Source organism: Halostagnicola alkaliphila, from assembly GCF_055379965.1.
In genome coordinates this window covers 2,314,326-2,340,607 of sequence record NZ_AP043826.1, presented here as the reverse complement: position 1 = coordinate 2,340,607, position 26,282 = coordinate 2,314,326, and the positions used below count along the sequence as shown (strand labels likewise).

Annotated in this window: 23 protein-coding genes; 9 read left to right on the top strand and 14 right to left on the bottom strand. The window is 61.7% G+C overall.

Translation table 11 applies throughout. The features are described 5' to 3' along the window. Positions 1-160: 160 nt before the first annotated feature. Positions 161-301, bottom strand: coding sequence for a hypothetical protein (locus ACZ5C7_RS16935; protein ID WP_464377452.1), 141 nt, complete (start codon positions 299-301; stop codon positions 161-163). 25 nt (positions 302-326) lie between these two features. Then, positions 327-815, bottom strand: coding sequence for a type II toxin-antitoxin system death-on-curing family toxin (locus ACZ5C7_RS16930; protein WP_464377451.1), 489 nt, complete (start codon positions 813-815; stop codon positions 327-329). Positions 816-1,563: 748 nt separating this feature from the next. On the opposite strand from ACZ5C7_RS16930, the gene ACZ5C7_RS16925 reads away from it, so the two are divergent. Continuing rightward, a complete protein-coding gene (locus ACZ5C7_RS16925; protein ID WP_464377450.1) occupies positions 1,564-1,812 on the top strand; it encodes a hypothetical protein in 249 nt (82 codons plus the stop codon). 32 nt (positions 1,813-1,844) lie between these two features. Here ACZ5C7_RS16925 and ACZ5C7_RS16920 read toward each other — a convergent pair whose 3' ends face one another. Then, a complete protein-coding gene (locus ACZ5C7_RS16920; RefSeq protein ID WP_464377449.1) occupies positions 1,845-2,705 on the bottom strand; it encodes a UbiA family prenyltransferase in 861 nt (286 codons plus the stop codon). A 235-nt stretch (positions 2,706-2,940) separates the two neighbouring features. Beyond that, complete coding sequence (locus ACZ5C7_RS16915; protein WP_464377448.1) at positions 2,941-4,353, bottom strand: FAD-binding oxidoreductase; 1,413 nt, start codon at positions 4,351-4,353, stop codon at positions 2,941-2,943. Positions 4,354-4,492: 139 nt separating this feature from the next. Here ACZ5C7_RS16915 and ACZ5C7_RS16910 point away from each other — a divergent pair, with 139 nt between their 5' ends. The 3 genes from ACZ5C7_RS16910 (at position 4,493) to ACZ5C7_RS16900 (ending at position 6,953) form a co-directional block, all read left to right on the top strand. Continuing rightward, positions 4,493-4,813 (top strand): hypothetical protein, encoded by a 321-nt coding sequence (locus tag ACZ5C7_RS16910; protein ID WP_464377447.1) that lies wholly within the window; start codon positions 4,493-4,495, stop codon positions 4,811-4,813. Positions 4,814-5,012: 199 nt separating this feature from the next. After that, on the top strand, positions 5,013-6,020 hold the full coding sequence (locus tag ACZ5C7_RS16905; RefSeq protein ID WP_464377446.1) for a TIGR04024 family LLM class F420-dependent oxidoreductase: 1,008 nt from the start codon (positions 5,013-5,015) through the stop codon (positions 6,018-6,020). 147 nt (positions 6,021-6,167) lie between these two features. After that, a complete protein-coding gene (locus tag ACZ5C7_RS16900) occupies positions 6,168-6,953 on the top strand; it encodes a PHP domain-containing protein (protein ID WP_464377445.1) in 786 nt (261 codons plus the stop codon). 67 nt (positions 6,954-7,020) lie between these two features. Here ACZ5C7_RS16900 and ACZ5C7_RS16895 read toward each other — a convergent pair whose 3' ends face one another. The 5 genes from ACZ5C7_RS16895 to ACZ5C7_RS16875 all read right to left on the bottom strand — a co-directional run bounded on the left by ACZ5C7_RS16895 (position 7,021) and on the right by ACZ5C7_RS16875 (position 14,146). Next, complete coding sequence (locus ACZ5C7_RS16895; protein ID WP_464377444.1) at positions 7,021-7,245, bottom strand: glycine zipper 2TM domain-containing protein; 225 nt, start codon at positions 7,243-7,245, stop codon at positions 7,021-7,023. A 286-nt stretch (positions 7,246-7,531) separates the two neighbouring features. Then, a complete protein-coding gene (locus ACZ5C7_RS16890) occupies positions 7,532-7,840 on the bottom strand; it encodes a HalOD1 output domain-containing protein (protein WP_464377443.1) in 309 nt (102 codons plus the stop codon). Positions 7,841-7,951: 111 nt separating this feature from the next. Then, the gene (locus ACZ5C7_RS16885) at positions 7,952-11,089 is read right to left on the bottom strand and encodes a PAS domain S-box protein (protein WP_464377442.1); all 3,138 of its coding nucleotides are present in this window, start codon (positions 11,087-11,089) and stop codon (positions 7,952-7,954) included. A gap of 237 nt (positions 11,090-11,326) precedes the next feature. Continuing rightward, on the bottom strand, positions 11,327-12,991 hold the full coding sequence (locus tag ACZ5C7_RS16880; protein WP_464377441.1) for a gamma-glutamyltransferase family protein: 1,665 nt from the start codon (positions 12,989-12,991) through the stop codon (positions 11,327-11,329). Positions 12,992-13,090: 99 nt separating this feature from the next. Further along, positions 13,091-14,146: a DNA-methyltransferase gene (locus ACZ5C7_RS16875; protein WP_464377440.1), complete on the bottom strand. Its 1,056-nt coding sequence runs from the start codon at positions 14,144-14,146 to the stop codon at positions 13,091-13,093. A gap of 160 nt (positions 14,147-14,306) precedes the next feature. Here ACZ5C7_RS16875 and ACZ5C7_RS16870 point away from each other — a divergent pair, with 160 nt between their 5' ends. The 5 genes from ACZ5C7_RS16870 to ACZ5C7_RS16850 all read left to right on the top strand — a co-directional run bounded on the left by ACZ5C7_RS16870 (position 14,307) and on the right by ACZ5C7_RS16850 (position 19,155). Further along, entirely contained in the window at positions 14,307-15,311 is a 1,005-nt protein-coding gene (locus ACZ5C7_RS16870) for a 5-methyltetrahydropteroyltriglutamate--homocysteine methyltransferase (protein ID WP_464377439.1), read from the top strand. Then, positions 15,308-16,384 (top strand): methionine synthase, encoded by a 1,077-nt coding sequence (locus ACZ5C7_RS16865; protein ID WP_464377438.1) that lies wholly within the window; start codon positions 15,308-15,310, stop codon positions 16,382-16,384. The genes ACZ5C7_RS16870 and ACZ5C7_RS16865 overlap by 4 nt, the downstream gene beginning before the upstream one ends. Before the next feature lie 237 nt (positions 16,385-16,621). Beyond that, positions 16,622-17,239 carry a nitroreductase family protein gene (locus ACZ5C7_RS16860; RefSeq protein ID WP_464377437.1) on the top strand — a complete coding sequence of 206 codons (618 nt, stop codon included), beginning with the start codon at positions 16,622-16,624 and terminating at the stop codon, positions 17,237-17,239. Positions 17,240-17,383: 144 nt separating this feature from the next. Further along, positions 17,384-18,073 carry a creatininase family protein gene (locus ACZ5C7_RS16855; protein ID WP_464377436.1) on the top strand — a complete coding sequence of 230 codons (690 nt, stop codon included), beginning with the start codon at positions 17,384-17,386 and terminating at the stop codon, positions 18,071-18,073. Between the two features lie 83 nt (positions 18,074-18,156). Further along, positions 18,157-19,155, top strand: a complete 999-nt coding sequence (locus ACZ5C7_RS16850; RefSeq protein ID WP_464377435.1) for a zinc-binding dehydrogenase — start codon at positions 18,157-18,159, stop codon at positions 19,153-19,155. 60 nt (positions 19,156-19,215) lie between these two features. Here ACZ5C7_RS16850 and ACZ5C7_RS16845 read toward each other — a convergent pair whose 3' ends face one another. From ACZ5C7_RS16845 to tpiA, 5 genes are all read right to left on the bottom strand, one after another. Further along, the gene (locus tag ACZ5C7_RS16845) at positions 19,216-20,763 is read right to left on the bottom strand and encodes an ABC transporter substrate-binding protein (RefSeq protein ID WP_464377434.1); all 1,548 of its coding nucleotides are present in this window, start codon (positions 20,761-20,763) and stop codon (positions 19,216-19,218) included. A gap of 63 nt (positions 20,764-20,826) precedes the next feature. Beyond that, positions 20,827-23,163, bottom strand: a complete 2,337-nt coding sequence (locus ACZ5C7_RS16840) for a dipeptide ABC transporter ATP-binding protein (RefSeq protein WP_464377433.1) — start codon at positions 23,161-23,163, stop codon at positions 20,827-20,829. 1 nt (position 23,164) lies between these two features. Beyond that, entirely contained in the window at positions 23,165-24,094 is a 930-nt protein-coding gene (nikC, locus tag ACZ5C7_RS16835) for a nickel transporter permease (RefSeq protein ID WP_464377432.1), read from the bottom strand. Beyond that, positions 24,087-25,043, bottom strand: a complete 957-nt coding sequence (nikB, locus tag ACZ5C7_RS16830; RefSeq protein ID WP_464377431.1) for a nickel ABC transporter permease — start codon at positions 25,041-25,043, stop codon at positions 24,087-24,089. The genes nikC and nikB overlap by 8 nt, the downstream gene beginning before the upstream one ends. A gap of 501 nt (positions 25,044-25,544) precedes the next feature. After that, positions 25,545-26,189, bottom strand: coding sequence for a triose-phosphate isomerase (gene tpiA / locus ACZ5C7_RS16825; protein WP_464377430.1), 645 nt, complete (start codon positions 26,187-26,189; stop codon positions 25,545-25,547). Between the last annotated feature and the right edge of the window lie 93 nt (positions 26,190-26,282).

Here is a 26,282-nt window from a genome sequence, read left to right as displayed (position 1 = left end):
GAGAAATTAGGCAGGACCAATATTTGGTTTATAAGTTGTGTACAGTGTGTGGACTTGCGAACGCTAATCAAGATCGTGAGTACCAACTAACAACAATGCTACTATTACAGTCACGACTGGGAACGGAAACCGAGAGTCGTAAAATCGGAACCGTACTGTGTTACTCGTTTTCGAGTGCGTCGTAGATATCTCGATTCGCGTCCCGGTCAGCCGCTGCCACCTGCTGGACGAGTTCTCGTCGAATATCGTCCATCACTTCATCGAGAGGAGAATCGGACTCTGAACCTTCCTCGGTTGCCATAGTTGGTGTATCGTCCCGACTCCGGTTAATCGTTCGGGTTAGACGAGTCACCAGTTAGTTCGTTCAGTCCGTACTGGATGAGGTCGTCGCGCCACTGTTCGACCTCGCCCACAAGGTCGATTTCTTCGGTGTGGGAACGAAGGTATTCGACGGTTTCCAATTCGTCGACGGTCGTCTGATCGGTGCCGAACTGTTTGAGGATCGTCCTGATTTCGTCATCGTACTCGAACTGATATCCGTTGAGAAAGTAGAATACGGCCGTCGTGTTGAGCGCAGTGCGCTTGTTCGCGTCGACGAACGGATGGTTCGCTACCAACAGCCGTAGGAGATGAAACGCCTTCTCGTGAATCGTCTCGGGTACCGTTCCGAAACTCCCGCTCTCGACGTAGTTCAGGGCAAACTCGATATCTCCACGACTCTTGACGCCAGCGTGCGTGTCAGAATACTCTGATACGGTGTCGTCGTGGATGGCGAGAACGTCGCCCACTGACGGATACCAGAACGAGTCTGCCATTCGTTCGTTCAATCATACTGCACCCGGGGTAATTCTTGCTATTGCAGCTCACGGAGTCTGGCTGTATTTATCCGTTGTGTACGTTGTGTGTACTCAGAAGTACTGATCAAGATCGTGAGTACCAATTAACATATTTCTAACTAGTCTCCCCTTTGTTTAGTTGGGTACAGCGGTCAGTACAGGTGATATTTGTGTCAAATGAGACTCCGTGCAAATTACCGTTTGTCAATAACAGCGAGTACGATACACCCTATCAGAACAACCATTCCTATAGATAAACTTACAATTAGAATTTCTCCTAGTTCGGAAGAAACCAAGTGGGCGCCGAATAACCTGCCGATGAAAATACCAATAACTGCAAGAATTGGCGAACCTAGAACGATATACCGCTTGTTATTCCACGCCTCTGTTCCAACCATTCTTGCTTTCACCGAATCAGACATACGAGAGGTGTTGATTTCAACCCACAAATAGTCGCTCCTTAATCCGCATCTGCAGTGACCGCGAAGATCGAGGCAGATCAAAATGGAGTTTATACGTTGTGTACACTGTGTGTACTCAGAGATGGTAATCAAGATCGTTTCGATAGCCTCGTGAACATTCCAGCCAACTGAGTCCGACCGGAGAGTCCTGGATTCTCCACGATGAGACGCTGCTCAGTTAACATTCCGTTCCGTTCATTACCCGGTGATTTGCTGACTGACCGGTCAGTTTAAATTCGATGGGGTCATACTGGCCCTCGAGAGACATGACAACCACAACGCCATCGCTGATGGACGACTTAGAGCGTGCACACGAAGAAAACATGGCCTATCTGTGGGGCGCGGCGCTTTCGGCGTTCGGCTCGCTCATGATCCCGATCGTGGGGTTTCTTGCGGCCTACTTCGGCTACAAACTGTCGACGGTGATGCGCCGAAGCTGGGTTGGCTACCTGCTCGCCGGGCTCGGGCTCTTCAGTATCTCGCTATCGGTCCTGTACGCGCTGGTCGTTTTGTAGGCAGACACCCAGTTTCCGGAGCGAACTGCTGGTCACAGGAACCGGGCCAGCGGTTCGAACCAGACGGCCGCTACGAGAACGGCGAGGAAGACGTAGGAACCGCGAACGAGGAGCATCGTCGCGATTTCCGGTCCGCTCCGGCGGGCGAAGAGCGCGACGACGCCGAACGCCAGCGAGGCGAGGACGGCGGTCGGCGGAAACACTCGAGCGACGGCGAATCCGACGACTGCCAGTAGTGCCGTTAGCATCAAGCCGTAGGCGACCGAAGTCGCTCGCTCGGGGCCGAGTACGACCGCGACGGTTCGTTTCCGAATCGATCGATCGTAGTCGTAATCCTGCGAGTCGTCGATCACCTTGACGCCGGACAGAAGCGTCAGAAAGACGAGCGCGAACGCCACCACGATGGGAGTTAGCGTCGCCGTCTGGACGTAGAACCCGCCGACGATGGCGAGTGCGATCCCCAGCGGATACCCCGTCGTCGCCGTCACGGGGTTCGTATCCAGTTGTGGCGCGTGGTGGTAGGCGATCACCCACGTCGGCGCGGTGAGCGCGACGGCTACCGGCCCGACGAACAGCCAGAGGAGGCCACAACAACCGACGAAAACCGACGTCGAGGCCACGAGTCCGAGCCGACATCCCGGCTCGGTGAGCGGGTGGTCGTCGTCCTCCCCCCGCTGGTGGAAGTCGACGTAGCCGTCTTTGACGTGTGCGGTGTACACCGCAGCAAATATCGCGAGCACGTGGATCGCCGCCAGCGCCGGATCGACCTGCTGGGCGAGAACCGCACCGAAGGCCGAAGCGGCGAGCGGCGGTAGCATGAACACGGGGTGGACTTGCGACAGATAGGCTCGAGCCGTCGCCTCGAGGCCGGACCCGTGTCGCGCCAGTTCCATAGCACGAGTAACGAGAGAGGAACCTATAATACCGCAGCCAAATTTCGATGTCCGAACTCTAGTGTGTACCAAAGGAAGGTCCACAGTAACGGTGGCACTGCCATCCCCGTCCACTGCGAGATGGGGAAGGTGGCACTGCCGTCTCCGTCCACTGCGGAATGGCGTATCTGGTTCGGTGAGATGCTGCGTTTGACGGCCCGTTCTCGCCGCTGAATCACGGCCTCCTCCGACCCGCTTAATCGTCGGCTCGACGGCTCTCGCCGTCCGGGAAGATCTTCCCCGGATTGAGGATTCCGTCAGGATCGAGCGTCCGCTTGATCGCTTTCATCGCGTCGACGGCCGCAGCGCCGTGTTCGTCCTCGAGATAGTCACGTTTTCCGAGCCCGATTCCGTGCTCGCCCGTGGCCGTTCCGCCGAGGGAGATCGCCCGGTCGACGACCTCCGAGTAAACCGCCTTGCACGTCTCGAGGTGAGCCGGATCGTCGGAATCAACGAGCACCGTGTAGTGGAGGTTCCCGTCGCCGGCGTGTCCGAAACACGGGGCGAGGAGTTCGTGTTCCGCCGCGAGGCGCTTGACCGTCCGGACGATCTCCGGATACTTGCTGATGGGGACCGTCACGTCTCCTGACTGGACCGGTTCGAGGCTCGGATCGTACGTCTCGACGGCGTAGGCGAGTTCTCGACGCACTTGCCACAGTTCGTCCATCTCGTCATCGTCGTCGCTCATCTCGAAACGGGACACGTCGTGATCCTCGAAGATCGCCCGGCAGAATTCGACCTCCTCGTCGATGCCGTGATTCGCGTGAAATTCGAGAAAGGCCATCGGCGCGTCGGGGAGTTCGGTTCCGAAGTACTCGTTGGCCATCGTCGCGCTTAGCCCGTCGACGACTTCGATCTTCGCGACGTCGACGCCCGCCTGAACGCAGTCCGAAACCGCTTCCGTGGCGTCCTCGAGCGTCTCGAAGATGGCTCGACCGCCGCGGATCTGAGCCGGCCGCCCGGCGAGCTCGAGCGTCGCTTGCGTTATCACGGCCAGAGTTCCTTCGCTCCCGATGAGGAGTTCCTTCAGGTTGTAGCCGCTCGAGGTCTTGACCGCTCGCGAGCCGGCTTCGATCACGGTTCCGTCGGCCAGCACCGCCTCGAGGTGGAGCACCCAATCCGCTATCTCGCCGTACTTGACGGTCTGCATGCCGCTCGCGTCGGTCGAGATCATGCCGCCGATCGTCGAAATGTCGCCGGAGGAGGGAAGCGGCGGGAAGAAGAGCCCGTCCTCGGCGACGTGCTCGTTCACCGCCGATCCGATGGTCCCCGGTCTGACGTCGATCTGGAAATCATCGGGTCGATAGTCCGCCACTCCATCCATTTCCGTAAGATCGAGGCTGATCCCGGCCGAGGCGGGAACGGCACCGCCCTCGAGACCGGTTCCGGCCGCGTAGGGGGTTACTGGAACGCCCCGATCGGACGCCGCCGCGAGGACTGCGGAGACGTCGGCGGTGGAGCGGGGATAGACGACCGCATCGGGAACAACCGCACGCTCAGTTTCCTGGGAACCCCAATCGGCCGCGTGCGCCTCGAGACGGCCGTCGTCGAACGACCACTGGTCGTCCTCGATCGGGAGAGCCGCGAGAAACGAACAATCATGTGACATAGGTCACCATTGCCCACGAACACTATCAACGTTTCCACGCATCTCGCCGAGGTGGCTGGGCCGAAACCCCTTCGAGCGGACGGTGGTCACAGGCCGAACGCTCACGGTGTTCGCGCCCGTCCGTCGAATCGTATCTGTGATGACGGGTCCTTCGGACGGGCTAGACGGGCCGGACACAGCAGAAACGGATTCGCTCGAGTCTCGGGTCGCCACCCTACACGACCACCTCGAGGCGACCGCTTCGCTGCCGATCGACCGACGGACGAACAGATGGCTCGGCGAGGCGGAAGCCGTCGCTCGAGATGCGACGACGCCTGGATTAGAGAAACAGGTAATCGAGACGCGTGTTCGACAGGTTCGACAGCTTCTCGAGGAGGCCGAAGCGCCGAACAACGAGGCGGCGACGGCACACCTCGAGGCCGCGAAGCGAATCTGTGATGATGTTCTGGACGACCAGTAACCAGCGGTCGGCGTTCTCGGGGTAATTAGCGGTCAGCCCGACGAAAGAACCGACAGTACCGAGCCGGTCGAATCGTTCGGCTCGCACCAGCGATTTCTTCGACGAGGATATTTCCCCGACGGAGAGATTTATAATGATTCAACATGTCAAAGCGGATAATGGCAACAGCAGTTGCGAACGCCGGCCGGAGGGAAGAACCGTGAACGCGGAACTCGATCACCTAATGATCCTTAGCAACCACGAGGACCCCGGTTCCGCAGCCGATCGCGCACAGTTCGCAGAGGAACTGGGATTCAGCCGCGTCACGATGGGGGAAACGACAGGTTGGAACATCGTTCCAGTGCTGACGCTCATCGCCGATCAGACGGAGGAAATCGGCATCACGAACGATGTTATTTCCCCGTTCGGTCGCTCGCCGGCGATGTTGGCCCAGACTGCACTCACCTTACAGGAGGTCTCCGACGGACGCTACCGCATCGGACTCGGTCCGAGTTCGCCGGCGATCACCGAACGGTGGCACGGATTGGAGTTCGACCGACCGCTCCGCCGGACGCGAGAGGCGATCGAGATCATCCGATCGGTTTACGAGAACGGCACGCCGGCCTACGAGGGCGAAATTTTCGACATTGCCGGCTTGAAGTACGAACGCGACCTCCCGGAGAACCCGCCCCCGATCGACCTCGCGACGCTCGGCCCGAAAGCGACAGAGATGGCCGGCCGGTTCGGCGACGGCTGGGCACCGCAGATGTTCACCGCGGACGGCCTCGAGGATCGACTCGCGGACCTCGAACGCGGGGCCGAACTCGGCGGCAAGGATATCTCGGATATCAGAGTGAGCCCAATCGTTCGCGCCATCGCCTCGGAAGATCGCGAGCACGCGCGTCGGCTCGCGCGATCGACCATCGCGTTCATGCTCGGCGCGTACGGCCCGTACTACGGCGATTCGGTCGCCGAGCAGGGATATTCGGAAGCCGTTTCGAACATTCGCGACGCCTGGGACGACCGCGACACCGACGCGATGGCGGCGGCGCTCCCCGAGGAACTGCTCGACGAGCTCGCACCCGCCGGAACGCCTGAGGAGGTACGCCAATGGGTCGAGGAGTACAGCGAGGTCGACGGCGTCGACGCCGTTCGAGTCGGTTCGGTTCGCGGAGCCACCGACGAGGATATCGAGACGACAATGGAAGCGCTCGGCGAACTGATGTAGTTGCGCATCTCGACGGCGTTCACGGAGTCGAACGCAAGGCTGGATCGAGAGAACGCTGATCGCGTTGGACATTTCCCCATCCGTTGAAGGCGGGGACGATTTTTACGTCGTCGAAGGAACTAACTCGCAGCCGCTGATGGACGTACTATGCACGATTTCCACTCACATTCGAACTACTCGGACGGTAGCTTTCTTCTGCGGATGATTCGAGCAGCGGAGTCGGCGGATCTCGAGGGGATCGGATTCACCGATCACTGTTCCGTTTCGGCCCGCGACCGTTCGCAGTCGATGCGGGCCACTCACGGCTTCAACCTCGACCTGACCTACGAACGTCGTCGTGAGGGGATAGCGCGAGTGCGAGAACGAACGGATATCGCGGTTTACGATGCGGTCGAGATGGATTACCATCCCGACGACGAAGCCGAAATCCGATCGTTCCTCGAGGAAGCGAGCTTCGACTACGCGATCGGGAGCGTGCACGAACTGGCCGGTCGAAACGTTCAGGTCCCGTCACACTTCAGCGACGAGTCGGACCCACGACTCGACGATCTCGTCGAGCAGTACGTCGAATCGCTCGTCCGGTTAATCGAGTCGGAGCTCTTCGATGTCGCGGCCCATCTGGACCTATTCGAGCGAACCGATCCGCTCGCCGGGCGCGCGACGGTCGATCAGTACGAGCGGATCGCACGGGCGTTCGAAGACTCTCGAACGGTCCCGGAGATCAACGCAGGCCGAGCGCTCAGAGAACGCGCGATCGTCCACCCTCGGCCGGAACTCCTCGAGATTCTGCTCGAACGGGGCGTGGCGTTTACGATCGGTTCGGATAGCCACGCGCCGGCCGAAGTCGAAAATCGAGCGCCGTTTCTACGGGAATTCCTCGATGAAAATGGGATCGTCCCCGTCGATCCGCCAGGACTGGAACGGGGCGAGTAATACCGGGCCGTGTCGTACCGCGGCGTCTCGTCTCGGTGAATGGTCGACAATCGTGCTGACGACCGGTTCAACTCGAGTCGACGTTCGACTCTCGGTCCCGTTCTTTGACTCTGTTGACGAACGAACTGGCGGCAATGCGTTTCTCGCCGATGACGGCGCCGACGATGCCGCCGATAGCGCCGCCGGTGCTGGCTCCGTTCCGGCTGACTAATCCGCCGATTGCCGCACCGGCTGCGGCTCCCATCGCTGCGTATCGCGCACGGCTCAGTCGACGTTTGATCTCTCCTTTCATATGTCTGATTTGGTGATTGAAAGGGATAAATATTGCCCGTGAGTCAGCGACATGAAGTTCGAGAGGGAAGTTATGCTCCATGTTCGCGCGAGCTAATCAGTTCGTCCTCGTTTCCAAATATTTGTTACCGAGTGTCCGGAAGGCGGTGTGTGACTGATCTCTTTCATAGTGGTCGGCGATTCGCGCTCCATCATGCACCATGTTAGCTCTTAACACTATATAGCTATTTCCCCACGCTCGGTCGCGCGCGGAAACTGTCAAAAGGTAGGAGTTTTTCCGAACCGGGTCACTCGAGCGTGTCCGATTCGACGGTGATTTCACCTGCTGCGGTTACCGTTACCACGCAATCGTTGTACTCGAACGTCACCGATCCGCCCGATCGAAGCCCGTCCGCTCGCGGTTCGAATAACCGCTCGAGTGCGTCGGCGTTGATAGTGTAATGCAGCGGCTCGAGTTCGGTGACGTCTTCACCGCAGAACGTGGCGACGGCTTCGGCGACGGCGACGCTCAGCGGTTCGGTATCGAGCCTGTCGTACTGTACGGCGTACTGTTCATCAGTTGATGTAAACGAAGACTGTGTAGTCATTTCGGTCATAGTATATGCGTATCCCCATACGCTGTTCGGAGACAGAGCCACCTTTGGCAGTGATCCTAAAGAGTCTGGCCGTTAACTGTATAATGGCTAATTCGGGGAGGGGTTAACTGATTAACCGTCGCCAGAGGTAATTTCCGAATCGGATAGTGACGAAAATACCTTCTGCTGGGTCGATCGAACGTGCTTGTGGAACGCCGGCGATGAAATACCGAGCGAACTCGCAACTTCTTCGCCGGTGGTTCGGCGAGGCCATTCGAAGAACCCACCGTGGTAGGCTGTCTGGACGACTTCCCGTTGGCGCTCGGTAACTTCTTCGAGAAGGAGATTTCGCGAACTCGCTCCGAGTACGGGCTGTGTTTCCGGAGACTTGTCGTGTCTCGCGATCATCTTCGAGGAGTATCCGCGCCGATTGATTCCGGATATCACCTCGCGAACGTCGATAGAATGCGGGACGTCGATCGTCGCTCGAGTTCCCGACTCGTCGGTACGGAACTCCCGTAACACGCCACCGTTCGTCTCGACGACGGAGCCGAAAAACTCCGTATCCAATCGGAGCTGAATCGTCGAACTATCCTCGCCTTGTGCAATTATCGACACGTCGCGGACCGAATCGATCGATGTCCAATCGAGATCGGTCACGTCACTCTTCGTTCGTGCGAAGACGATCGTCGACCCGTCGGACTGTGGAATCGCCCCCTCGAGTTGAACGCCGATCTCGAACGTCTGGGCTATCGCGTTCAGAATCGAGCCGTCCTCGATTTCGAGTTCGATCTCGCTTCGGTCGCTTTCTTTGAGCGGATTCGTTCGTTTGACCGTATCGATCGCGTACGCGATCGTTTCGCCGAGCTCCTCGAGCGTCGATCTAATCGTTTCGTCAAATGCTTCGAACTGGGTGCCATACAGCGTCAACACTCCGTACATGAAATCGTCGTAGACGAGCGGGACCGCGTAGACGGACTGGAAGTTTCGAGATAGCGCCGCCGTTCGCCACTCCCCGTTCCGGAGTTCGCTGGCGACGTTTTCGACGTACGTTGGAACTTCCGATCGGGCTGTCCGTCCAGCAGGTTCCGTCGCAGAATCGTCGACGGTCGTCACGGAAACCTCCTCGAGATACTCCGAACCGCGTCCAGCGTTCGTCCGCGGGACGATGTGATTCCCACCCGGGTCGGGCTCGCCGATCCAGACGAACGAACACTCCGCCATCTCGGCCAGTTGCTCGCAGATACCGCGTTCGATCTCAGTTCGCGTGTTCGCACGCAAGAGGTGCTCTTCGATTTCCTCCCGGAGCTGGCTCGCACGGTTTATCCGCTCTAAACGCATGTTTTGCTGTTTGAGTTCCTGTTCCCGTTGCCGAAGCCGATGGGTTCGGCCGATCCGATCCAGTGCGGCTTCTGCGGTCGCGCCAAACAGTTGAGCGAGTTCGAACGTCTCCTCGTCGTACTGGCCCGGCTCTGTCGACACAGCAGCCAGAACACCGTGTTCTCCGAAGGGGACGTAGAGCCCGCTTCTGATATTCGTCGATTCGTTGTACACCGACGGTGATTTTCTGACGTCGTCGAATCGACGTGGCTCGCCTGTCACGAACGTTTCCCAGGTAATGCTCTCGTTCGGTTTGAAGCGTACTGGAACCCCGACCGAATCCTCGACATCTGGGGCGTAAGCCGCCGGAACGAGTTCGTTCGCCCGCTCGTCGAAGCGAAAGACGACCGTATCGAGGTCGAGAACGTCGTCGGCAACATTGACGATATACTCACAGGCTTCCTGTTTCGAATCCACGGAAAGCAAGTGCCGCGTCGCCTCCTGAAGCGTACTCAGTGTTTCTTCGTACTGTGCACGCTCGGTCACGTCGACCGAGACGGTGATGACTCGATCCAATTCCTCCTCGTCAAAAACGGGACGGTACCACGTTTCGAGGACCCGTTCCCCGACCGTTCTTCGCGAATGGACGGGGGTGCCGTCGAGCGCCTGGTTTGCGTCCGCACGGACCTCTGGATACTCCTCGAACGTCTCGAAAAACGATTCGCCGACAACTTCGCCGGAGTCGAACCCGAGGTTTTCGAGCGCTCTTCCCTCCGCAAACGTGAATTCCCCGTCGTCATCGAGAACGGAAACGATTAGCGGGACGTTCTCGAGGAGCGCCTCGAGACGTTCGGTACGCTCGAGTAGCGTCTGTTCGCGGTTAATCCGGTCAGAAACGTCCCGAAAGTACACCGAAAGACCGGATTCGGAGGGAAAGAGGCGAGCTTCGATCCACCGCTGGTATCGCTCGAGGTAGCCCTCGACCGTTCGCGGTTCTTGACACTCGATCACGTCGAGCGCTTGCGCTTCGAACTCGGTGTCTTCGAGTTCCGGAAATACGTCGAGAAAGTGTCGTCCGACTAATTCCGACCGGTTGTACTCGAGTAACTCTTCGGCGCGGTCGTTGAGGTACGTGAATTTGTTACTCGAATCGAGCGCGAAAAAGGCGTCCGTCACGCGTTCGAATGATTCGTGTAACTCCTGCTCGATTTTCGTGCTCTCCGTAACATCCCGTATCGACACGACGACGCCGTCGATCATCTCGTCCGCGAACTTATTGGTGAGGACGGCTTCGTGAACGTGCCAAGTGTCGTCTGCGTGACGGAAGCGGTATTCACAGGTCGCTGTGGTTTCGGGGCCACCGGCACAGACCGCTTCGAAAGCGTCGATAAAGTCAGAAACGTCCTTCGGATGGATGACGTCGTCGACTACTTGACCGCGACACACATCGGAATCGGTACCCGTAAAGCGTTCGATCGCCGGGCTGACGAACGTCTGGCGCCGGTCTCGATTCAGAACTAATACCGGCTCCCGCATGTGTGCGAGCAGTTCTCGACACAACCCGTCGCGGTCGATCGATGCTGGTGACGCCGTTGAAGATTCGATCGCTCGTTCGATCCGGTGTTTTAATAGGTCCGTATTCTGTGCTTCGTCGCCCCGAACCACTTCGTTCGCCCCGTTTCCGAGTACGTGTTCGGTCCGGTCAGTACCGTCGTTATCGACAGCGACAACGAGCGGACACTGTCCGTTTACACGCGAGAGAAGCGAGTGATCATCCGTGAGTAGGCAGTCTGCATCCGCCAGCACTTTCTCATCGAGTTGGCCGACCGGTCCCTCGACGGAAACGTCGCCGGACTCGAGTGACGACGCGACGGACTCGGCCCACGATGAGGTGCCAACGACGAGGACGTTGAGCACCGATAGATTGGCCCCTTCGGGACCGCGGTTCATACATCCGATCGGTGCTCTGGAACTAAAAGCTTCGCGCTGTCCTCAAATTTTTTATATGATCTCTGACGGGCAAGAGAGAGAACGACGATGGGCGGCATCAGACGGTTATCCGCAAATGAGCGATGGGAGCATAATTTGGCGACAAAACAGCCGTATAGCGCGATCGTCGCGATTAATTGGTACCGATGTCGGATGACGTGTGTGCGCCCGAATCTCTCGGCAGACGGTCGGTCGAATTCAGTAGCCGGCGACGTCGCCGTCTTTTCTCGGCTCGGTTCCGCCCTCGAGCGTCCCGTTTCGCAGCCTGACGATCTGTCCGCCGCCGAACAGCGTCGGCGGGAGGACGCGAACGTCGTGGCCGATCCGTGCGAGCTTCGCTCCGTTCGGCAACCGTTCCTCGACGCCGAGCGCGCCGTCCTCGCGGTATCGCCACCGCGGGGCGTCGAGCGCTTGCTGGGGCGTCATTCCGTAGTCGACGACGTTCGAGATCACCTGAACGTGCCCTTGGGGCTGCATGTACCCGCCCATCACGCCGAAGGCCGCCCAGTCGTCCTCGTCGAACTTCGCGATGGCCGGAACCAGCGTGTGGAACGGACGCTTGCGGGGCTCGAGACTGTTCGGGTCCTCGGGGTCGAGCGAGAACGATGCCCCGCGGTTCTGGAGGGCGATGCCCGTGTCGCCCGCGACGATGCCGCTCCCGAAGCCGGCGAACCGAGAGTTGATGAACGAGACTAGGTTTCCGTCCTCATCGCCGACGGTCAGCAGGACGGTATCGGCGTCTTCGGCCGCTCGAGTCGGAACGCCCACCTCGGGGTCCTGAATCGGCGACTTGCTACTGATCGCCTCGGCGCGTTCGCTCGCGTACGCTTTCGAAGCGAGCGGCGGCACCGCCTCATACTTGGGATCTGTAATGTAGTGGTGGCCGTCGACGAACGCGAGCTTCATCGCTTCGGCGAACGCGTGCACCCGCTCTGGCGAATCGTAGGCGTGTTCGCCCGCGCCGATTTCCTCGGCAATGTTGAGCGCCTCGAGGGCGATCAACCCCTGATTGTTCGGCGGCAGCTCGAAGATTTCGGCGCCGTTGTAGGTCGTGCTCACGGGATCGACGAATTCGGGTTCGAAAGCCGCGAGATCCTCTCGTGTCATGAGCCCGCCCTGGCGCTGAATCTCGTCGGCGATTTCGCCGGCGATCTCGCCCTCGTAAACCGCGTCGGCCCCCTTGTTCGCGATCGTTCGCATCGACTCGCCGAGACGCGGGAGCGTTACGGTCTGACCGGCGTCGGGCGTTTCGCCGTCGAAGAGGTACGCCTCGCGCGCGTGATCGTCGGTAAAGAGTTCGTCCGCACCGGACCAGTAGTACGAGATTACCTCGGAGACGGGGTAACCCTCCGTCGCGTAGTGGATGGCCGGCTCGAGCGCTCGAGCGAGCGACGTCTCACCGAACCGCTCGATCGTCGCCTCCCAGCCCCGCGCCGTGCCGGGAACGGTGACGGCGTGGGGACCGAGAAACGGCATCTCGAGGTCGTCCGTCTCTTCGCCGGCGTCGACCGCGTACCCTCTCGATTCGGGATAGTACGTCGATCGGTCGTCCATCTCCTCGAGCGAAGCTCGAACGTTTTCGATGGTCGCATCGGCGGGCGCACCGCCGCAGGAACGCATGCCGCCAACCTCTCCGTCGGCAGTTCGATAGAGCGCGAAGACGTCGCCCCCCAGGCCCGTCGAGGTCGGCTCGACAACGTTGAGCGCGGCGGCGGTCGCGACGGCGGCGTCGAACGCGTTCCCGCCGTCGCGTAGTATCGAGAGTCCCGCTTGTGCCGCGAGCGGCTGGCTCGTCGCAACCATTCCGCGATCCGCATACACAGTCGACCGCCTCGAGTCGTACCGGTCCAGATCGATATCCATAGCGGTGATTTGCTCGAGACCGTATAAAAAGCACGTGTCGAGGTGATGTGTGGTCGCCGCCCCGACGGCCCGATCGATCGGGTACGGGAAGCCAGTTGATTACTCGGATTCCTCGAGCGGGACGTGCTCGACTCGATACCCCGAATCGGTTTCCCGCAGGGTTTCGGCCTCTCTAAACAGGATGTCCGACTCCATCTTCGTCATGACGGGAACATCGTAGTTGGAGGCCTCGTAGGACAGGTCCTCGCCGTCCCGTCGGCGTTGCTCGACGAACTCGCGATGGCGCTCGAGGCGCGTTCGACCGATATCTCTCGAGAGAGCCCCGATTTCAGCGACTCGATCGTCGAACACGTCGAGGAATCCGTCCTCGAGTTCGTAGCCGACGGAGTTTCTGCCGGCACAGATCGCGGCCAGCGAGGTCGTTCCGGTTCCCCAGAACGGATCGAGAACGGTGTCGCCGTACGTCGAGTACATACAAATCAACCGATACGGGATCTCGAGGGGGTACGCACCCGAGCGCTCCCGAACGTCCTCGGGCACGTTCTCGAGTCCCTGTAGTTCGCCGCGGACTTCGGTCCAGACGTCCGTGAACCACCGATTCCGTTCCTCCCAGAAGTAAGCGGCTTCGTAGCGCTGGTCCGCGCCGGGTTCGAAGGATCGTCGATCGCCGCCGTTTCGAAATAGCAACACGTACTCGTGCTCCAAGGTAACGTACGCGTTCGGCGGGATCATCCCGCTTCCCATGAACTTCGCGGCGCTGTTGGCCGGCTTTCGCCAGAGCACGTCGGGAAGCGGGTCGAACCCTCGTTCTTCGAACGCTTCCGTCACTCGCGCGTGATTCGGATAGACGCGAAAGCTGTCCGCGAGCGAGCGGGTCGCGTCGCCGACGTTGATACAGGCGATCCCGCCGTCGACTAGCACCCGCTCGAGTTCGTCCCAGACGCGATCGAGTTGGGCGTGCATCCCCTCGAATGCCGCTTGTCCGTCACCCGCATCCAGTGCGTTCGAGATATCCGGGTCGAGGTCGGCGAAGAGATCGTCCCACATCTCGATCATCGGATACGGCGGAGACGTGACGACGAGTTCGACAGAATCGTCAGCGACGGCGGCCAGGTCCCGCGAGTCGCCGACGAACAACCGGTGGGTCGTCTCCATTTACTCACAATGTCTCCGTTCGCCTCTTAGGTCCTTCGTCACCGTTTTCCGCTAGTGCCGCCGGCGTCGAATATCGAAAGCGCCCAGCCCGATAATTACTGTAGCGTATTAACATGGATGGAAAATATTAAGCGTCGGCATAGCCTAGTCGGCTGTACGCATGACCGAATACGTTTCGACCACGGCGGGGCTCTTTGCGCTCCCCGACTGGGCGAAAGACGACCTCTCGGATCTAAAGGGACACCAGAAACACGACCTTATCGGTGGCGACGAAAGCGAGGAAATCGCCTCGGTGTACGAGGACGCTCGGAGCGAAGTCGTCGAGAGCCAGCAAGATGCTGGTCTCGACCGCATCGTCGAAGGGCAACTGCGATGGGACGACATGCTCGCACACCCACTCGCCGTCCACGATGCCGTCGAAACGCGAGGCATCGTTCGATACTACGACAACAACAATTTCTATCGAGAGCCCGTCGTCTCCGGCGACCTCGATTTTTCCGGTGATGTCGCATCCGAGCTTGAGGCCACCGAGAACGCGCTCGAGGGCACCGATCTACAGGCGGTTCTTCCCGGTCCGTACTCCCTCGCCGATCTCGCGACCGACGAACACTACGGCGACGAAACCGACTTCCTCGCCGCGGTTGCCGACTTCCTCGCAGGCGAGGTCGAGGCCTTCCCCGAGGTCGAGACGCTGTACCTGCTCGAGCCGTCGCTCGTCGAAGACGCACCCGAAGACGGACTCGACGAACGCGCAAGTGAAGCTATCGACACGGTCGCCGCTGCGACCGACGCCGATGTCGTCGCCCACCCCTACTGGGGCGCACTCGAGGAGAAGACGTACGCCCACCTTCTCGATGCCGATATCGACGCGGTCGGCTTCGACTTCGTCTCCGAACAGGAGGACAACCTCTACAACATTCAGGAGTACGGCGCGACGGACGACATCTCGCTCGGACTCGTCGACGGCCAGAACACGCTCGTCGAGGACCCCGAAGCGGTTCGCGAGCGAACCGACTGGGTGTTCGACCAGATTCCCGTCACCGACTTCGAAACCGTCTACCTGACGACCAACACCGGAACCTTCCACCTGCCGTACAACAAGCACGAAGCGAAACTCGAGATCCTTGCCGAGGCTGCGGATCTCGCCGAGGTGAAAGCAACATGAGCACGAACGAGAACAAAGACCAGTTCCGACCGGACGATCACGAGAACGACCACTTCCTGCTGTCGACCGTCGTCGGCAGCTACGCGAAGCCGAAGTGGCTGAACCGCGCAAAAGAGCTCTATCAAGATCCGGATCACGGATTCGACGAGGGCGACTACCAGGAAGCCAAAGACGACGCCGCCCGCCTCATCACCAACGAACACGAACGCGCAGGGCTCGACGTCGTCGTCGACGGCGAGATGCGCCGAAACGAGATGGTCGAGTTCTTCGCCCACCGCATCGAGGGCTACGAGTTTAACGGCCCCGTCAAGGTCTGGGGACACAACTACTTCGACAAGCCGAGCGTCGTCAGCGAGGTCGAATACGACGAAAGCTGGCTGGTCGACGAGTACGAGTTCACCGCCGAGGCAAGCGATCGCCCGGTCAAGGTCCCGATTACGGGCCCCTACACCCTCGCGAACTGGTCGTTCAACGAGGCCTACGACGACGACGACGAGCTCACACTCGAGCTCGCAGACCTCGTCAACGAGGAGATCGAAAAACTCGTCGAGGCCGGCGCTCGCTACATCCAGATCGACGAGCCCGCGCTCGCGACGACGCCGGACGACCACGCCATCGTCGGCGAGGCGCTCGAGCACATCGTCGCCGACATTCCCGAAGAGGTTCGCATCGGCCTCCACGTCTGTTACGGCGACTATTCCCGTATCTACCCCGAAATCCTCGAGTACCCCGTCGACGAGTTCGACCTGGAACTCGCCAACGGTGACTACGACCAGCTCGATGTCTTCAAGGACCCCGAGTTCACCGGAGATCTCGCACTCGGCGTCACCGACGTCCACGTCGCCGAGGTCGAGTCGGTCGAACAGATCGAGGAGAATATCAAGAAGGGACTCGAGATCGTTCCGCCCGAACAGCTCGTCGTCTCGCCAGACTGCGGCGTGAAGCTCCTCCCGCGCGAAGTCGCCTACGGCAAGATGGCGAACATGGTCGAAGCGGCCCGAAACGTCGAAGCCCAACTCGACGCCGGCGAAATCGAGATCGAGCGCGAGACGCCCGCCCCCGCAGACGACTGACGTCACCGTTCGGGATTCGTTAACGAGCGTTTTCGACTGTTCACGTTTCGTTTTTGTCTCCGGATTTTTCTTCCTCGAGCAAACCGCCTCCCGTTCTACTCGGCGGCCTCGCCCGCGGCGTATCGCTTTGTGAGTTACATCCACGTCAGTTGTTGGCTCGAGCCGACGACACGACCGTTACCTGGTAACTGGAACGTCCAAAAACGCACACATACGTCGGGCCCGAACAGTACCGTGATGCAAGAGACAGCTGCGGCCGAACGCGAACTCGACGACGAAGTTTCCGACTATCGAAACCCCGAACACGATATCGACCCACTTTTCGTCAACCGCTGGTCGCCTCGCGCGATGACCGGCGAGTCCCTCGAGGAAGAACAGTACCTCCCGCTGTTCGAAGCCGCCCGATGGGCTCCGTCGGCGTTCAACAACCAGCACTGGCGGTTCGTCTACGCAACCCCCGAGGACGACGAGTGGGAGACCTTCGTCGACCTCCTGAACGAGGGCAACGCCTGGGCCGAAAACGCTGGCGTGCTCGCGGTCATCGTTTCGAAGACGACGTTCGACCACAACGGCGAACCAGCGCCGGTCCACTCCTTCGACACCGGCGCAGCCTGGCAGAACCTCGCGCTCGAGGGAGCGCGCCGAGGGCTCGCGGTGCACGGAATGGCCGGGTTCGACTACGAACGCGCCGCCGATGAGCTCGGCGTTCCCGAGGAGTTCGAGGTCGAAGCGATGTTCGCCGTCGGCGAGCGCGCACCGCCTGAAACACTCTCGGAGGAACTGCAGGAACGCGAGCAGCCGAGCGACCGGAAACCGATCTCGGAGATCACCTTCCAGGGCACGTTCGATCAATAACGACCCCGTCGGCGCGACGGTGGTGAGGGGTACGGTGTTATTTTTCGCTCGTCGCGACCTCGAGCGGCCGAAATGCGGGAGGACGAAACCGGATGACTGCGACGAGATAGCAGCCTCTTAGTAGCGACGCGCGTACGTGATCGCATGCAACTCGAGACGAATTCCTGGACCGGCGTCGAGGAGCAATCGCCGACGACTGCCTTACTCCCCATCGGGAGCACGGAACAGCACGGACCGCACGCTCCGGTCGGCACCGATACGATCATCGCGCGAGCGATCGCCGCCGAAGCAGACCAGACGGGCGATACCGATTCGGTCGTCCTCCCTGTGCTTCCCGTCGGCGTCGCCCCGTATCACGAACACTTCCCTGGAACGCTTTCCGTCTCGCCCGAAACGCTCCGGAGCTACGTTCGGGATATCGTCACGTCGCTGTCGGATTCGAGCGTCGAGACCGTCGTCTTCGTCAACGGCCACGGCGGCAACGGAGACACCCTCGCACACCTCGCTCGAGAGGTGAGCGAGTCGCCGTCTACCGACCTCGAGGCCTATCGCTGGGAGTGGATGCGGGCCGTCGACGCGCACGTCGGCCACGCGGGCGAACTCGAGACGGCCGTCTTACTCCACCTGTGCCCGGACGACGTCGACGAGCCCGTCGTCGGCGACGCGCTCGAGTGGGACGACACGGTCGACGGCGGCACTCTCCACCGATTCACCGACGGCTTTAGCGAAAACGGCGCGGTCGGCGATGCGACAGGTGCCACGGCAGAACAGGGCGAAGCGGTGTTCCAGACGGCAGTCGACGCGCTCGGTTCGTTCGTGGCTCGCGTCGACTAGGTGCCTTCGGGCAGCCGCGACCACCCCCACTGATCGCCGCAAGCGCCGCATATTCCCAGCAGGCGATCGAACGTCGAATCGTTATGCCTTCCGAGATGACCGCTCACGTGATCGAAGAGTATGGAGAACCAAACGTTTTCACGGAGACGACCGTCGACGTTCCCGAACCCGGCCCGGACGAGATCCGCGTCGAGGTCGCCGCCTCGAGCGTTAATCCAGTCGATTACAAGATCCGACAGGGAGCCATTCCCGATTTCGCGCCGGAACTCCCCGCGACGCTCCACTGTGACGTGTCGGGCGTCGTCGACGAAGTCGGCGCGAACGTCACGCGCTTCGAAGAAGGCGACGAGGTGTACGGCATGCCCGGCGGCGCTGGGCGGCAGGGATCGCTCGCGGATTACGTCGTCGGCCACGTCGGGACGTTCGCCCACGCGCCGGAATCGATCCCGCTCGAGGACGCGGCGGCTCTGCCTGTCGTCGCGCTCACCGCCTGGGAGATGCTCGTTGACAAGACGACCGTCTTCCTCGGCGACGAGGTGCTCGTCTACGGCGCGACCGGCGGCGTCGGGCACATCGGCGTCCAGTTAGCCGACTGGTTCGGAGCCGACGTGACCGCGACGGCCTCGAGCGAAGAAAAACGAACCCTCGCCGAAGAGCTCGGTGCGGACGCGACAGTCGACTACACCGCGACCGACGTCGAGTCGTACGTCGAGGAACACGCGGGCGACGACGGCTTCGACGTGGTCTTCGATCCGATCGGCGACGACCACCTCCAGACGGCCTTCGACGCCGTAGCGCCGTTCGGAACCGTGGTAACGACGGAATCGAGCTCAACGCAGGACATCTCGGCGATGCACGAACGGTCGCTCGAGCTCGGTGTCGTGCTCGTGATCCTCCCCGTGTTACTCGGCGAGCACCAGGAGCGGATCGGCGACGAACTCGAGGATATCGCGACGCTGGTCGACGACGGCGTCGTCGAGCCGCACATCGACGAGCGATTCGCCTTCGAAGACGTCGCCGACGCACACCGACTGGGAGAAACGGGCGACTTCCAGGGCAAGCTCCTGCTCCTCAACGAGTGAGACTGTTCGGGACCACTACCCGTAGACAGCGCGGGCACACTACCCGAGAACGGCGCGACCTCACTCCCCGTTCATCGAGACGGTCTCGAGCCCGTAGCTCGCTTCCGTCGGATGCGGTTCGTAGCCCTCGAGTTCGGGTACCGTCGCCACGACGTTGGTGTAGTTGGTGAGGAAGACAACAGGAGCTTCCTCGAGGACGATCGACTGCACCTCGTGGTACCGTTCCGTTCGTTCCTCCCGGTCGGTCAGTTCGCGCGCCTCCTCGAGGAGTTCGTCGACCCGCTCGTTTTCGTACCCGTGAAACAGCGTGGCTTCCGTGGAGTGGAACATTTCGACGAGACGATCCGGGTCCGGGTACTGGAGAGTTCCCCAAGAGGTGAGGTAGCCGTCGAACGACCCCTGTCCGACCTCGTCGAGCATCGCATTGAACTCGACCGTCGAGAGGTCGACGTCGAATCCGACCGCCGAGAGATCGTTCTGGAGCACCTCCGCGATCAACGGCAGGCTTCTCGAGTCGAACGTGACGAACTCGACCTCGAGCGATTCGCCGTCGCGGGTGCGAACGTCATCGGGACCGTCCGCCGTCCACCCGGCGTCTTCGAGCAGGTCGCGGGCGCGCTCCGGGTCGTGCTCGTAGCCCTCGAGGTCGGGATTCGCCCACTCGGTGATCTCCTCGGAAAACGGACCGACCGCCGGATCGTCGACTCCCGCGAGGATCGATTCGGTGAGCCCCTCGAGATCGATCCCGTAGTTCACCGCCCGGCGGACTTCCTCGTCGTCGAACGGCTCCGATTCGGTGTCGAACGTGAGAAACCGTATCCGCGGAATCTCGGGCATGTGGAGTTCAACGCCGTCGTCTTCCTCGAGCGACTCTACCATTTCGAGAGGCATGATCCGCGCCATGTCGATGTCGCCGTTCTCGAGGTTCATCCGCCGGGTCTGGTCGTCCTCGATGATCTCACAGCGGACAGATTCGATCTCGGGGACCTCGCCGTAGTACTCCTCGTGTCGAACGGTCGTTACCGAGGTACCCGGCCGGAACTCGTCGACGACGAACGGTCCCGTACTGATCAGCTCAGAAACCGCCCCCTCCTCGTCGAACGTCGCGGGGTTCAGGATGGCCGCATCGCTTCGCGCAAGATGTGCGGGTAGCGGCGAAAACGGCGTTTCGGTCGCGATTTCGATGGTGGTCGAATCCGTCGCCTCGATCGATTCGACCGGTAAGTCCGTAAACGAAGCCGAGTTAAACGTGCGCTCGAGCGATTCGACCGCGGTCTCCGCTGCGAGCGAGTCCCCGTCGTGAAAGGTTACGTCCTCGCGAAGCGAGAACTCCCAGTGGTAGTCGTCCGGACGATCCCACTCGGTCGCGATTCCCGGTGCGGGATTCGCCTCGTAATCGACACTGAGTAAGGACTCCGCGATTCCGAGCCGCCGAACCATGCTCCCGCCGTCGAGGGGATCCCGGTTGATGTCCCACGGGGATCCGATTCGAAGGTCGACCTCGGTCGGTTCGCTCGAGAGGCAGCCGGCGACCGCGAGCGCGGCCGTTCCGATCGTCGTTTGCAACGCGGTACGTCGGTTCATCGTCGGTTGCGTTCGTTCTGTCATCGTCTTTCAATCGTCGTATTCGATTTCGAGTTCGGTTTCGCGTCGGTGTGAGCTCTCGCGGGATCAGCGTTGGTCGCCGCTCGGTCGCGTCATCGACTGTCGTTCGCCCGCTGCTCGCCGTTCGCTCGTCCCTCGGTACTGATCGGTCTCGCCCGTGTCGTCTCGCCAGTCGGGTGCGTACAGACACCGCGACTGGCCTTCTGAGACGGACTCGAGGTCGGGATCGATCTGCGAACACTCCGGCGTGGCGGCGGGACAGCGGGGGTGGAACGCACAGCCTTCGGGCGGGTCAGTCGGACTCGGCGGCTCGCCCGCGAGCCTGTGCTCCGTCGAATTTTCGCCGAAGCGATCGCCGGGAATCGAGTCCAAAAGCGCCTGCGTGTAAGGGTGCGTAGGTTCCGAGAGCGTCCGTTCGGTTGGTCCGATTTCCACGAGTCGACCCAGGTACATCGCGGCGACGCGATCAGCGGCGTTGCGCACGACGTCGAGATCGTGAGAGATGAACAGGTACGCGAGCCCGAGTTCGTCCTGGAGGTCGGCGAGGAGATTGAGGACCGTCGCTTGCGTGGAGACATCGAGGGCGGCCGTCGGCTCGTCCAGAACGAGCACCGACGGCTCGAGCGCGAGGGCGCGGGCGATTGCCACCCGCTGTTTCTGGCCGCCGGAAAGCCGCCGCGGGTATCGATCGGCGCATTCGAGAGGAAGATCGACGAGCGAAAGCACCGTTTCGATCCGATCGGTTCGTCGCCGTTCGTCCCAGCCGGCTTCGAATAACGGCTCGGCGATCGATTCGCCGACCGTCCGCTTCGGGTTGAGGCTGGCTCCGGGGTTCTGGAAGACGGCACCGATCTCCGCCAGTTGCTCGTTCGTCCGTCGGTCGACCCCGGCGACGGCTTCGCCGCGGATGCGAACGCTCCCGTCCGTCGGCGCCTCGAGGCCGGTCACCAGCTTCGCCAGCGTCGACTTTCCGCAGCCGCTCTCGCCGACGAGACCGAGGGTCTCCCCCTCGCGGAGTTCGAGCGAGACGCCTCTGACGGCGTCGACCGTCTCGTCGTCCCCGAACGGAAGCACGCGATCAAGGAGCGCGTCGGATTCCCGGAAGGATTTGTGCACCTCCTCGAGTTCGACGATCGGCAACGCATCGGCGGATTCCCGTACGAACATCGCCGTCTCGTCGTCGACGGTTCGGGTCGTTTCGTCGCCGCCGGACGCCGTCGGTTTTGCGGGAGTTGCCATCGGCGTGCTGTCCGTCTCTCCGGTTCGAACGGTCCCGCCGTCCACGGCGGTCGCCGGAGTCGGGTGGCTCGCGGACTGCTCTCCCGCTGGGGATGGATCGTCCGCCGAACCGCCGTCGTCAGCTGCGAGCGTCGACTCGAGGGTCGCCTCGCGCGCTTCGGCAACGTCGCACCGAACGTCGTGATCGGCGGTCACGGAAACGACCGGCGGAGCGGCCCCGCGACAGCCTTCGGTCGCGAACGGACACCGGTCGACGAAGGCACAGCCGTCCGGCGGGTCGGATCCGTCCGGCGGCGAGCCCTCGACCGTCGGCAGTCGCGATCGCGGTTCGGATCGGTGCGGGAGACAGCCCAATAGCGCCTTCGTGTAGGGATGGGTCGGATTCGATCGGACCGCCTCGACCGGCCCACGCTCGACGACCGTCCCGTTGTACATGACGACGACGCGATCGCACAGCGCCGAGACGACGCCGAAGTCGTGGCTGATCAGCAACATTCCCATGTCTCGGGAGTCGTTGAGGTCGGTCAGTCGGTCCAGTATCGCCGCCTGCGTCGTCGTATCTAGTCCCGTCGTCGGCTCGTCGGCGATCAGCACCGACGGATCGCGGGCGAGGGCGATCGCGAGCAAGACGCGCTGGCGCATGCCGCCGCTGAACTGGTGGGGGTAGTCGTCGATCCGATCCACGGGACGGGGAATATCAACCGTCTCCAGCAACTCGAGAACCCGCGACCGGAGCGCTCGAGAGCGAAGCCGCGAGCTAACGCCGACGGCGAGCTCCGAGAAAAACGGCTGGTCGTCCGGGCTCCGGTGAACCCGGAGCGCCTCGGCGACCTGTTCGCCGACGGTGTAGGCCGGGTTGAGCGCCGTCGACGGATCCTGAGGGACCATCGCCAGTTCGGTGCTGCGAATCCGTCGCAACGTCCGCTCGTCGGCCGTCGTGAGGTCCTGACCGTCGAAGCGCACGCGCCCGTCGACGATCTCTCCGGGATCCTCGAGCCGGACGAGCGATCGCGCCGTGACCGATTTGCCGCAGCCGCTCTCGCCGACGAGGCCGACGATTTCGCCGGCTGTGACCTCGAAGCTCGCGCCGTTGACCGCGTGAACCTGCCCGGATTCGGTTCGGAACCTGACGTGTAGATTCTCGACCGAGAGCGGTCCGGTCATCTCAGGTTCGCCTCCGTTTGCCGTCGTCGATGCGGTCAGTGTCCAGTGCGTCCCGCAGGCCGTCGCCGAGGAGGTTGAACCCGATGACGGTAAGTGCGATCGCGACGCCGGGGGCCGTGATCAGCCACGGCGCGGCTCGCAGGTAGTCCCGGCCGCCGGCGATCATCGTCCCCCACTCCGCCGTCGGCGGTTGTGCTCCGAGACCGAGAAACGAGAGTCCGGCGGCCGCAAGCACGACCGTCCCGAGGTTGAGCGTCGCGAGGACGACCACCGGGTTGACGACGTTCGGAAGCAGGTGCCGCCTGACGATTCGCCGTTTCGGCGTACCGTAGAGGCGTGCCGACTGGACGAACGGTCGTTCGTTGACGGCGAGGGCGTTGCCGCGAACGATCCGCGCGTACGTCGCCCACCCGACCGCGGAAAGGGCGATGACGACGTTTCGGATGCTGGGTCCGAGCGCTCCGGCGATCACCAGCGCGAGCACGAGTCCGGGAAACGCGAGCTGGATATCCGCGAGTCGCATCAAGGCGGTATCGACGAACCCGCCGCTGACGGCCGCGAGCAGGCCGATGGTCGTTCCGAGCACGACGCGAACGGCGGTGGCTGCGATCGCCAACGCGAGCGAGATCCGGGCGCCGTGGACCAGCCGCGTCGCCACGTCGCGGCCGAGCGAGTCGGTTCCGAGCGGATGCGCGAGCGATGGTCCCTGAAGGCGAGTTTCGAGCGCCTGGGCCGCCGGATCGTAGGGTGTGAGAACCGGTCCGACGACCGCGACCAGTCCGAGCAGACAGACGATCCCGCCGCCGAGGCGGATCTGTCCGTTCGTCCGCATCGCCGTTCCGATGCGAGAGCGACCGAACCGCCGCACGCGCTCGAGAACGGCCGAGGCCCTCGAAGTGGTCCGGTCCCCGCCTGCTGCGTGTTCACTCATTCGCGCTCACCCCTCGGCCGCCCGGCTCGATTCGCGGGTCGAGCGCGACGTAAGCGAGGTCGACGAGCTGGTTGGTCACCACGAACGCGACCGCGGTCACCAGGACGACGCCCTGCACGATCGGGTAGTCGCGGATGAAAATGGAGTCGACGAGCAACGTTCCGAGCCCGGGCCGCTGGAAAACGACTTCGACGATAACCGCGCCGTTGAGGATGAAGCCGAACTGCAACCCGACGATGGTCACGACTGGAATGAGAGCGTTTCGGAGGGCGTGTTTGTACACCACGAGGCGTTCGCGGACGCCCTTCGACCGCGCCGTATCGACGTACTCGGCGTCGAGCACCTCGAGCATCGATGTGCGGACCAACCGGGTGACGACCGCGGCCATCCCCGTCCCGAGGGTGATCGCGGGCAACACGAGGTGTCCGAGCGTACCCGCACCGGAAACGGGCGTGAGTCCCAACCACAGCGAGCAGACGAGAATCAGCAGGTATCCCAGCCAGAAGTTCGGCATCGAGATGCCGATCAGCGCGACGATCTGGCTGGTTCGGTCGATCCACGTGTTCCGATGAACGGCGCTCGCGACGCCCGTCGGAACCGCCAGCAGCAACGAAACTGCCACCGCTGCGAGGGCGAGCTCGAGCGTGTTCGGCAGGTACTCGAGCAACAGCGACGTGACGGGCTCCGAGCGGTAATACGAGTGACCGAGATCGCCTCGTAAGGCGTCTCCGAGCCAGGTCACGTATTGGACGACGAACGGCTCGTCGAGACCCTGTTCGGCGCGGAACGCTTCTACCTGCGACTCGGAGGGCGGTCCCTGTTGTTGCTCTCTGAGGATCGTGTACGCGGGATCGCCGGGCGTGAGAAAGACGAACGCGTACGTGATAACGGAGACTCCCGCGAGGACGACCGTCATCGAACCGATCCGAGAGAGGAGAGCTCGTATCACACGTTGTCACCTCGATGGGCCCACGCTCCTGGTATCGGCACCGATGTCGTCTGTGGACTCGGCACCCGAGCATCGAACGTCCCGGAACGGGACGTATCGGTCCGTGGGTGACCGGGGTGGTGCGTCACGGACATCAATTCGATTTTAAGTAGTGAAATATTAGTTGTAAAACTTCGGGTTTGCACCTCGAAATGATCCACCCCGATCGAACCGATCGCCGCCGATCGATCCGAGTACTGTCGATGACTCCGGCCATGTTATTATAGCTATCCAGATTTATGTTAATACTTGCTATTTAATTGTCTATGGATAATATACATGGTATTGTTCGTCGCAGCAGAATCCGACGAAAAGACGCGGTGATCGATGAGTATTATACCTGAATCGAACGTAAAATGCTACTCGCCGAAAACCTGGGTTCATCCGTGTCACGGGGTGCGAAAGTTGGATGCGAAAGGGAATTCGAAACGAGCGAGCACCAAACCGCCATATGAGCCGACGTTACAGCGGAGCGACGAGGTCCTCGAGGGCCGCTTCGGGATCGTCGGCTTTCGCGACGCCGCTGGCGAGCAACACGCCTTCCGCGCCGAGCTCGCCCGCAGAAACCACGTCGTCGCCGGTACTGATTCCCGCACCACAGAGGACCGAAACGTCGTCGTCGACGCCGCTCGCAGCATCGACGGCGTCCTCGACGATATCGGGATCGGCCTGGCTAACCGGCGTCCCGGTTCCGATAAGCTCCGGTGGCTCGACTGCGACGGCGTTGGGACCGAGCGCGGCGCTCGCGCCGATCTGTGCCGGGTTGTTCGCACACACGATCGTCTCGAGGCCCGCGCGTTGGGCGGCGCGAACCGAACCGTCGATATCCGCGAGCTTCAGTCGGTTCTCGGAGTGATTGATCAGCGTTCCCTCGGCACCCGCCTCGGCAACCGACTCGGCCAGCGTGTGGCCCGTGTTGCTCCCGTGGTCGATCGGATCGACGTGTTGGGCCCACGTCTCGACGCCGGTCGCGGCTACCCGCTCGATATGGGCGTCCTGGGGCGCAACGGCGAGTCGAGCGTCGGTTTTTTCGTCGACGTCGCGAACGGCCGCTGCGACGGCGACTGGGTCACACGGATACGTCTTCAAATTGACGAGGATCAACATATCGGAGACAGGCTCGCCAGTACAGAAAGAGGTTTCGACAGTCGTGTGTGAGCGGTTCGAACGGGTCGTCAACCGCAACTCGCCGAGGATCCG

Bases quoted from the DNA above. Each gene is read 5' to 3' on its own strand.
- ACZ5C7_RS16935 (WP_464377452.1), bottom strand. From the start codon at position 301: ATGGCAACCGAGGAAGGTTCAGAGTCCGATTCTCCTCTCGATGAAGTG.
- ACZ5C7_RS16930 (WP_464377451.1), bottom strand. From the start codon at position 815: ATGGCAGACTCGTTCTGGTATCCGTCAGTGGGCGACGTTCTCGCCATC.
- ACZ5C7_RS16925 (WP_464377450.1), top strand. From the start codon at position 1,564: ATGACAACCACAACGCCATCGCTGATGGACGACTTAGAGCGTGCACAC.
- ACZ5C7_RS16920 (WP_464377449.1), bottom strand. From the start codon at position 2,705: ATGGAACTGGCGCGACACGGGTCCGGCCTCGAGGCGACGGCTCGAGCC.
- ACZ5C7_RS16915 (WP_464377448.1), bottom strand. From the start codon at position 4,353: ATGTCACATGATTGTTCGTTTCTCGCGGCTCTCCCGATCGAGGACGAC.
- ACZ5C7_RS16910 (WP_464377447.1), top strand. From the start codon at position 4,493: ATGACGGGTCCTTCGGACGGGCTAGACGGGCCGGACACAGCAGAAACG.
- ACZ5C7_RS16900 (WP_464377445.1), top strand. From the start codon at position 6,168: ATGCACGATTTCCACTCACATTCGAACTACTCGGACGGTAGCTTTCTT.
- ACZ5C7_RS16895 (WP_464377444.1), bottom strand. From the start codon at position 7,245: ATGAAAGGAGAGATCAAACGTCGACTGAGCCGTGCGCGATACGCAGCG.
- ACZ5C7_RS16890 (WP_464377443.1), bottom strand. From the start codon at position 7,840: ATGACCGAAATGACTACACAGTCTTCGTTTACATCAACTGATGAACAG.
- ACZ5C7_RS16885 (WP_464377442.1), bottom strand. From the start codon at position 11,089: ATGAACCGCGGTCCCGAAGGGGCCAATCTATCGGTGCTCAACGTCCTC.
- ACZ5C7_RS16880 (WP_464377441.1), bottom strand. From the start codon at position 12,991: ATGGATATCGATCTGGACCGGTACGACTCGAGGCGGTCGACTGTGTAT.
- ACZ5C7_RS16875 (WP_464377440.1), bottom strand. From the start codon at position 14,146: ATGGAGACGACCCACCGGTTGTTCGTCGGCGACTCGCGGGACCTGGCC.
- ACZ5C7_RS16870 (WP_464377439.1), top strand. From the start codon at position 14,307: ATGACCGAATACGTTTCGACCACGGCGGGGCTCTTTGCGCTCCCCGAC.
- ACZ5C7_RS16865 (WP_464377438.1), top strand. From the start codon at position 15,308: ATGAGCACGAACGAGAACAAAGACCAGTTCCGACCGGACGATCACGAG.
- ACZ5C7_RS16860 (WP_464377437.1), top strand. From the start codon at position 16,622: ATGCAAGAGACAGCTGCGGCCGAACGCGAACTCGACGACGAAGTTTCC.
- ACZ5C7_RS16855 (WP_464377436.1), top strand. From the start codon at position 17,384: ATGCAACTCGAGACGAATTCCTGGACCGGCGTCGAGGAGCAATCGCCG.
- ACZ5C7_RS16850 (WP_464377435.1), top strand. From the start codon at position 18,157: ATGCCTTCCGAGATGACCGCTCACGTGATCGAAGAGTATGGAGAACCA.
- ACZ5C7_RS16845 (WP_464377434.1), bottom strand. From the start codon at position 20,763: ATGACAGAACGAACGCAACCGACGATGAACCGACGTACCGCGTTGCAA.
- ACZ5C7_RS16840 (WP_464377433.1), bottom strand. From the start codon at position 23,163: ATGACCGGACCGCTCTCGGTCGAGAATCTACACGTCAGGTTCCGAACC.
- nikC (WP_464377432.1), bottom strand. From the start codon at position 24,094: ATGAGTGAACACGCAGCAGGCGGGGACCGGACCACTTCGAGGGCCTCG.
- tpiA (WP_464377430.1), bottom strand. From the start codon at position 26,189: ATGTTGATCCTCGTCAATTTGAAGACGTATCCGTGTGACCCAGTCGCC.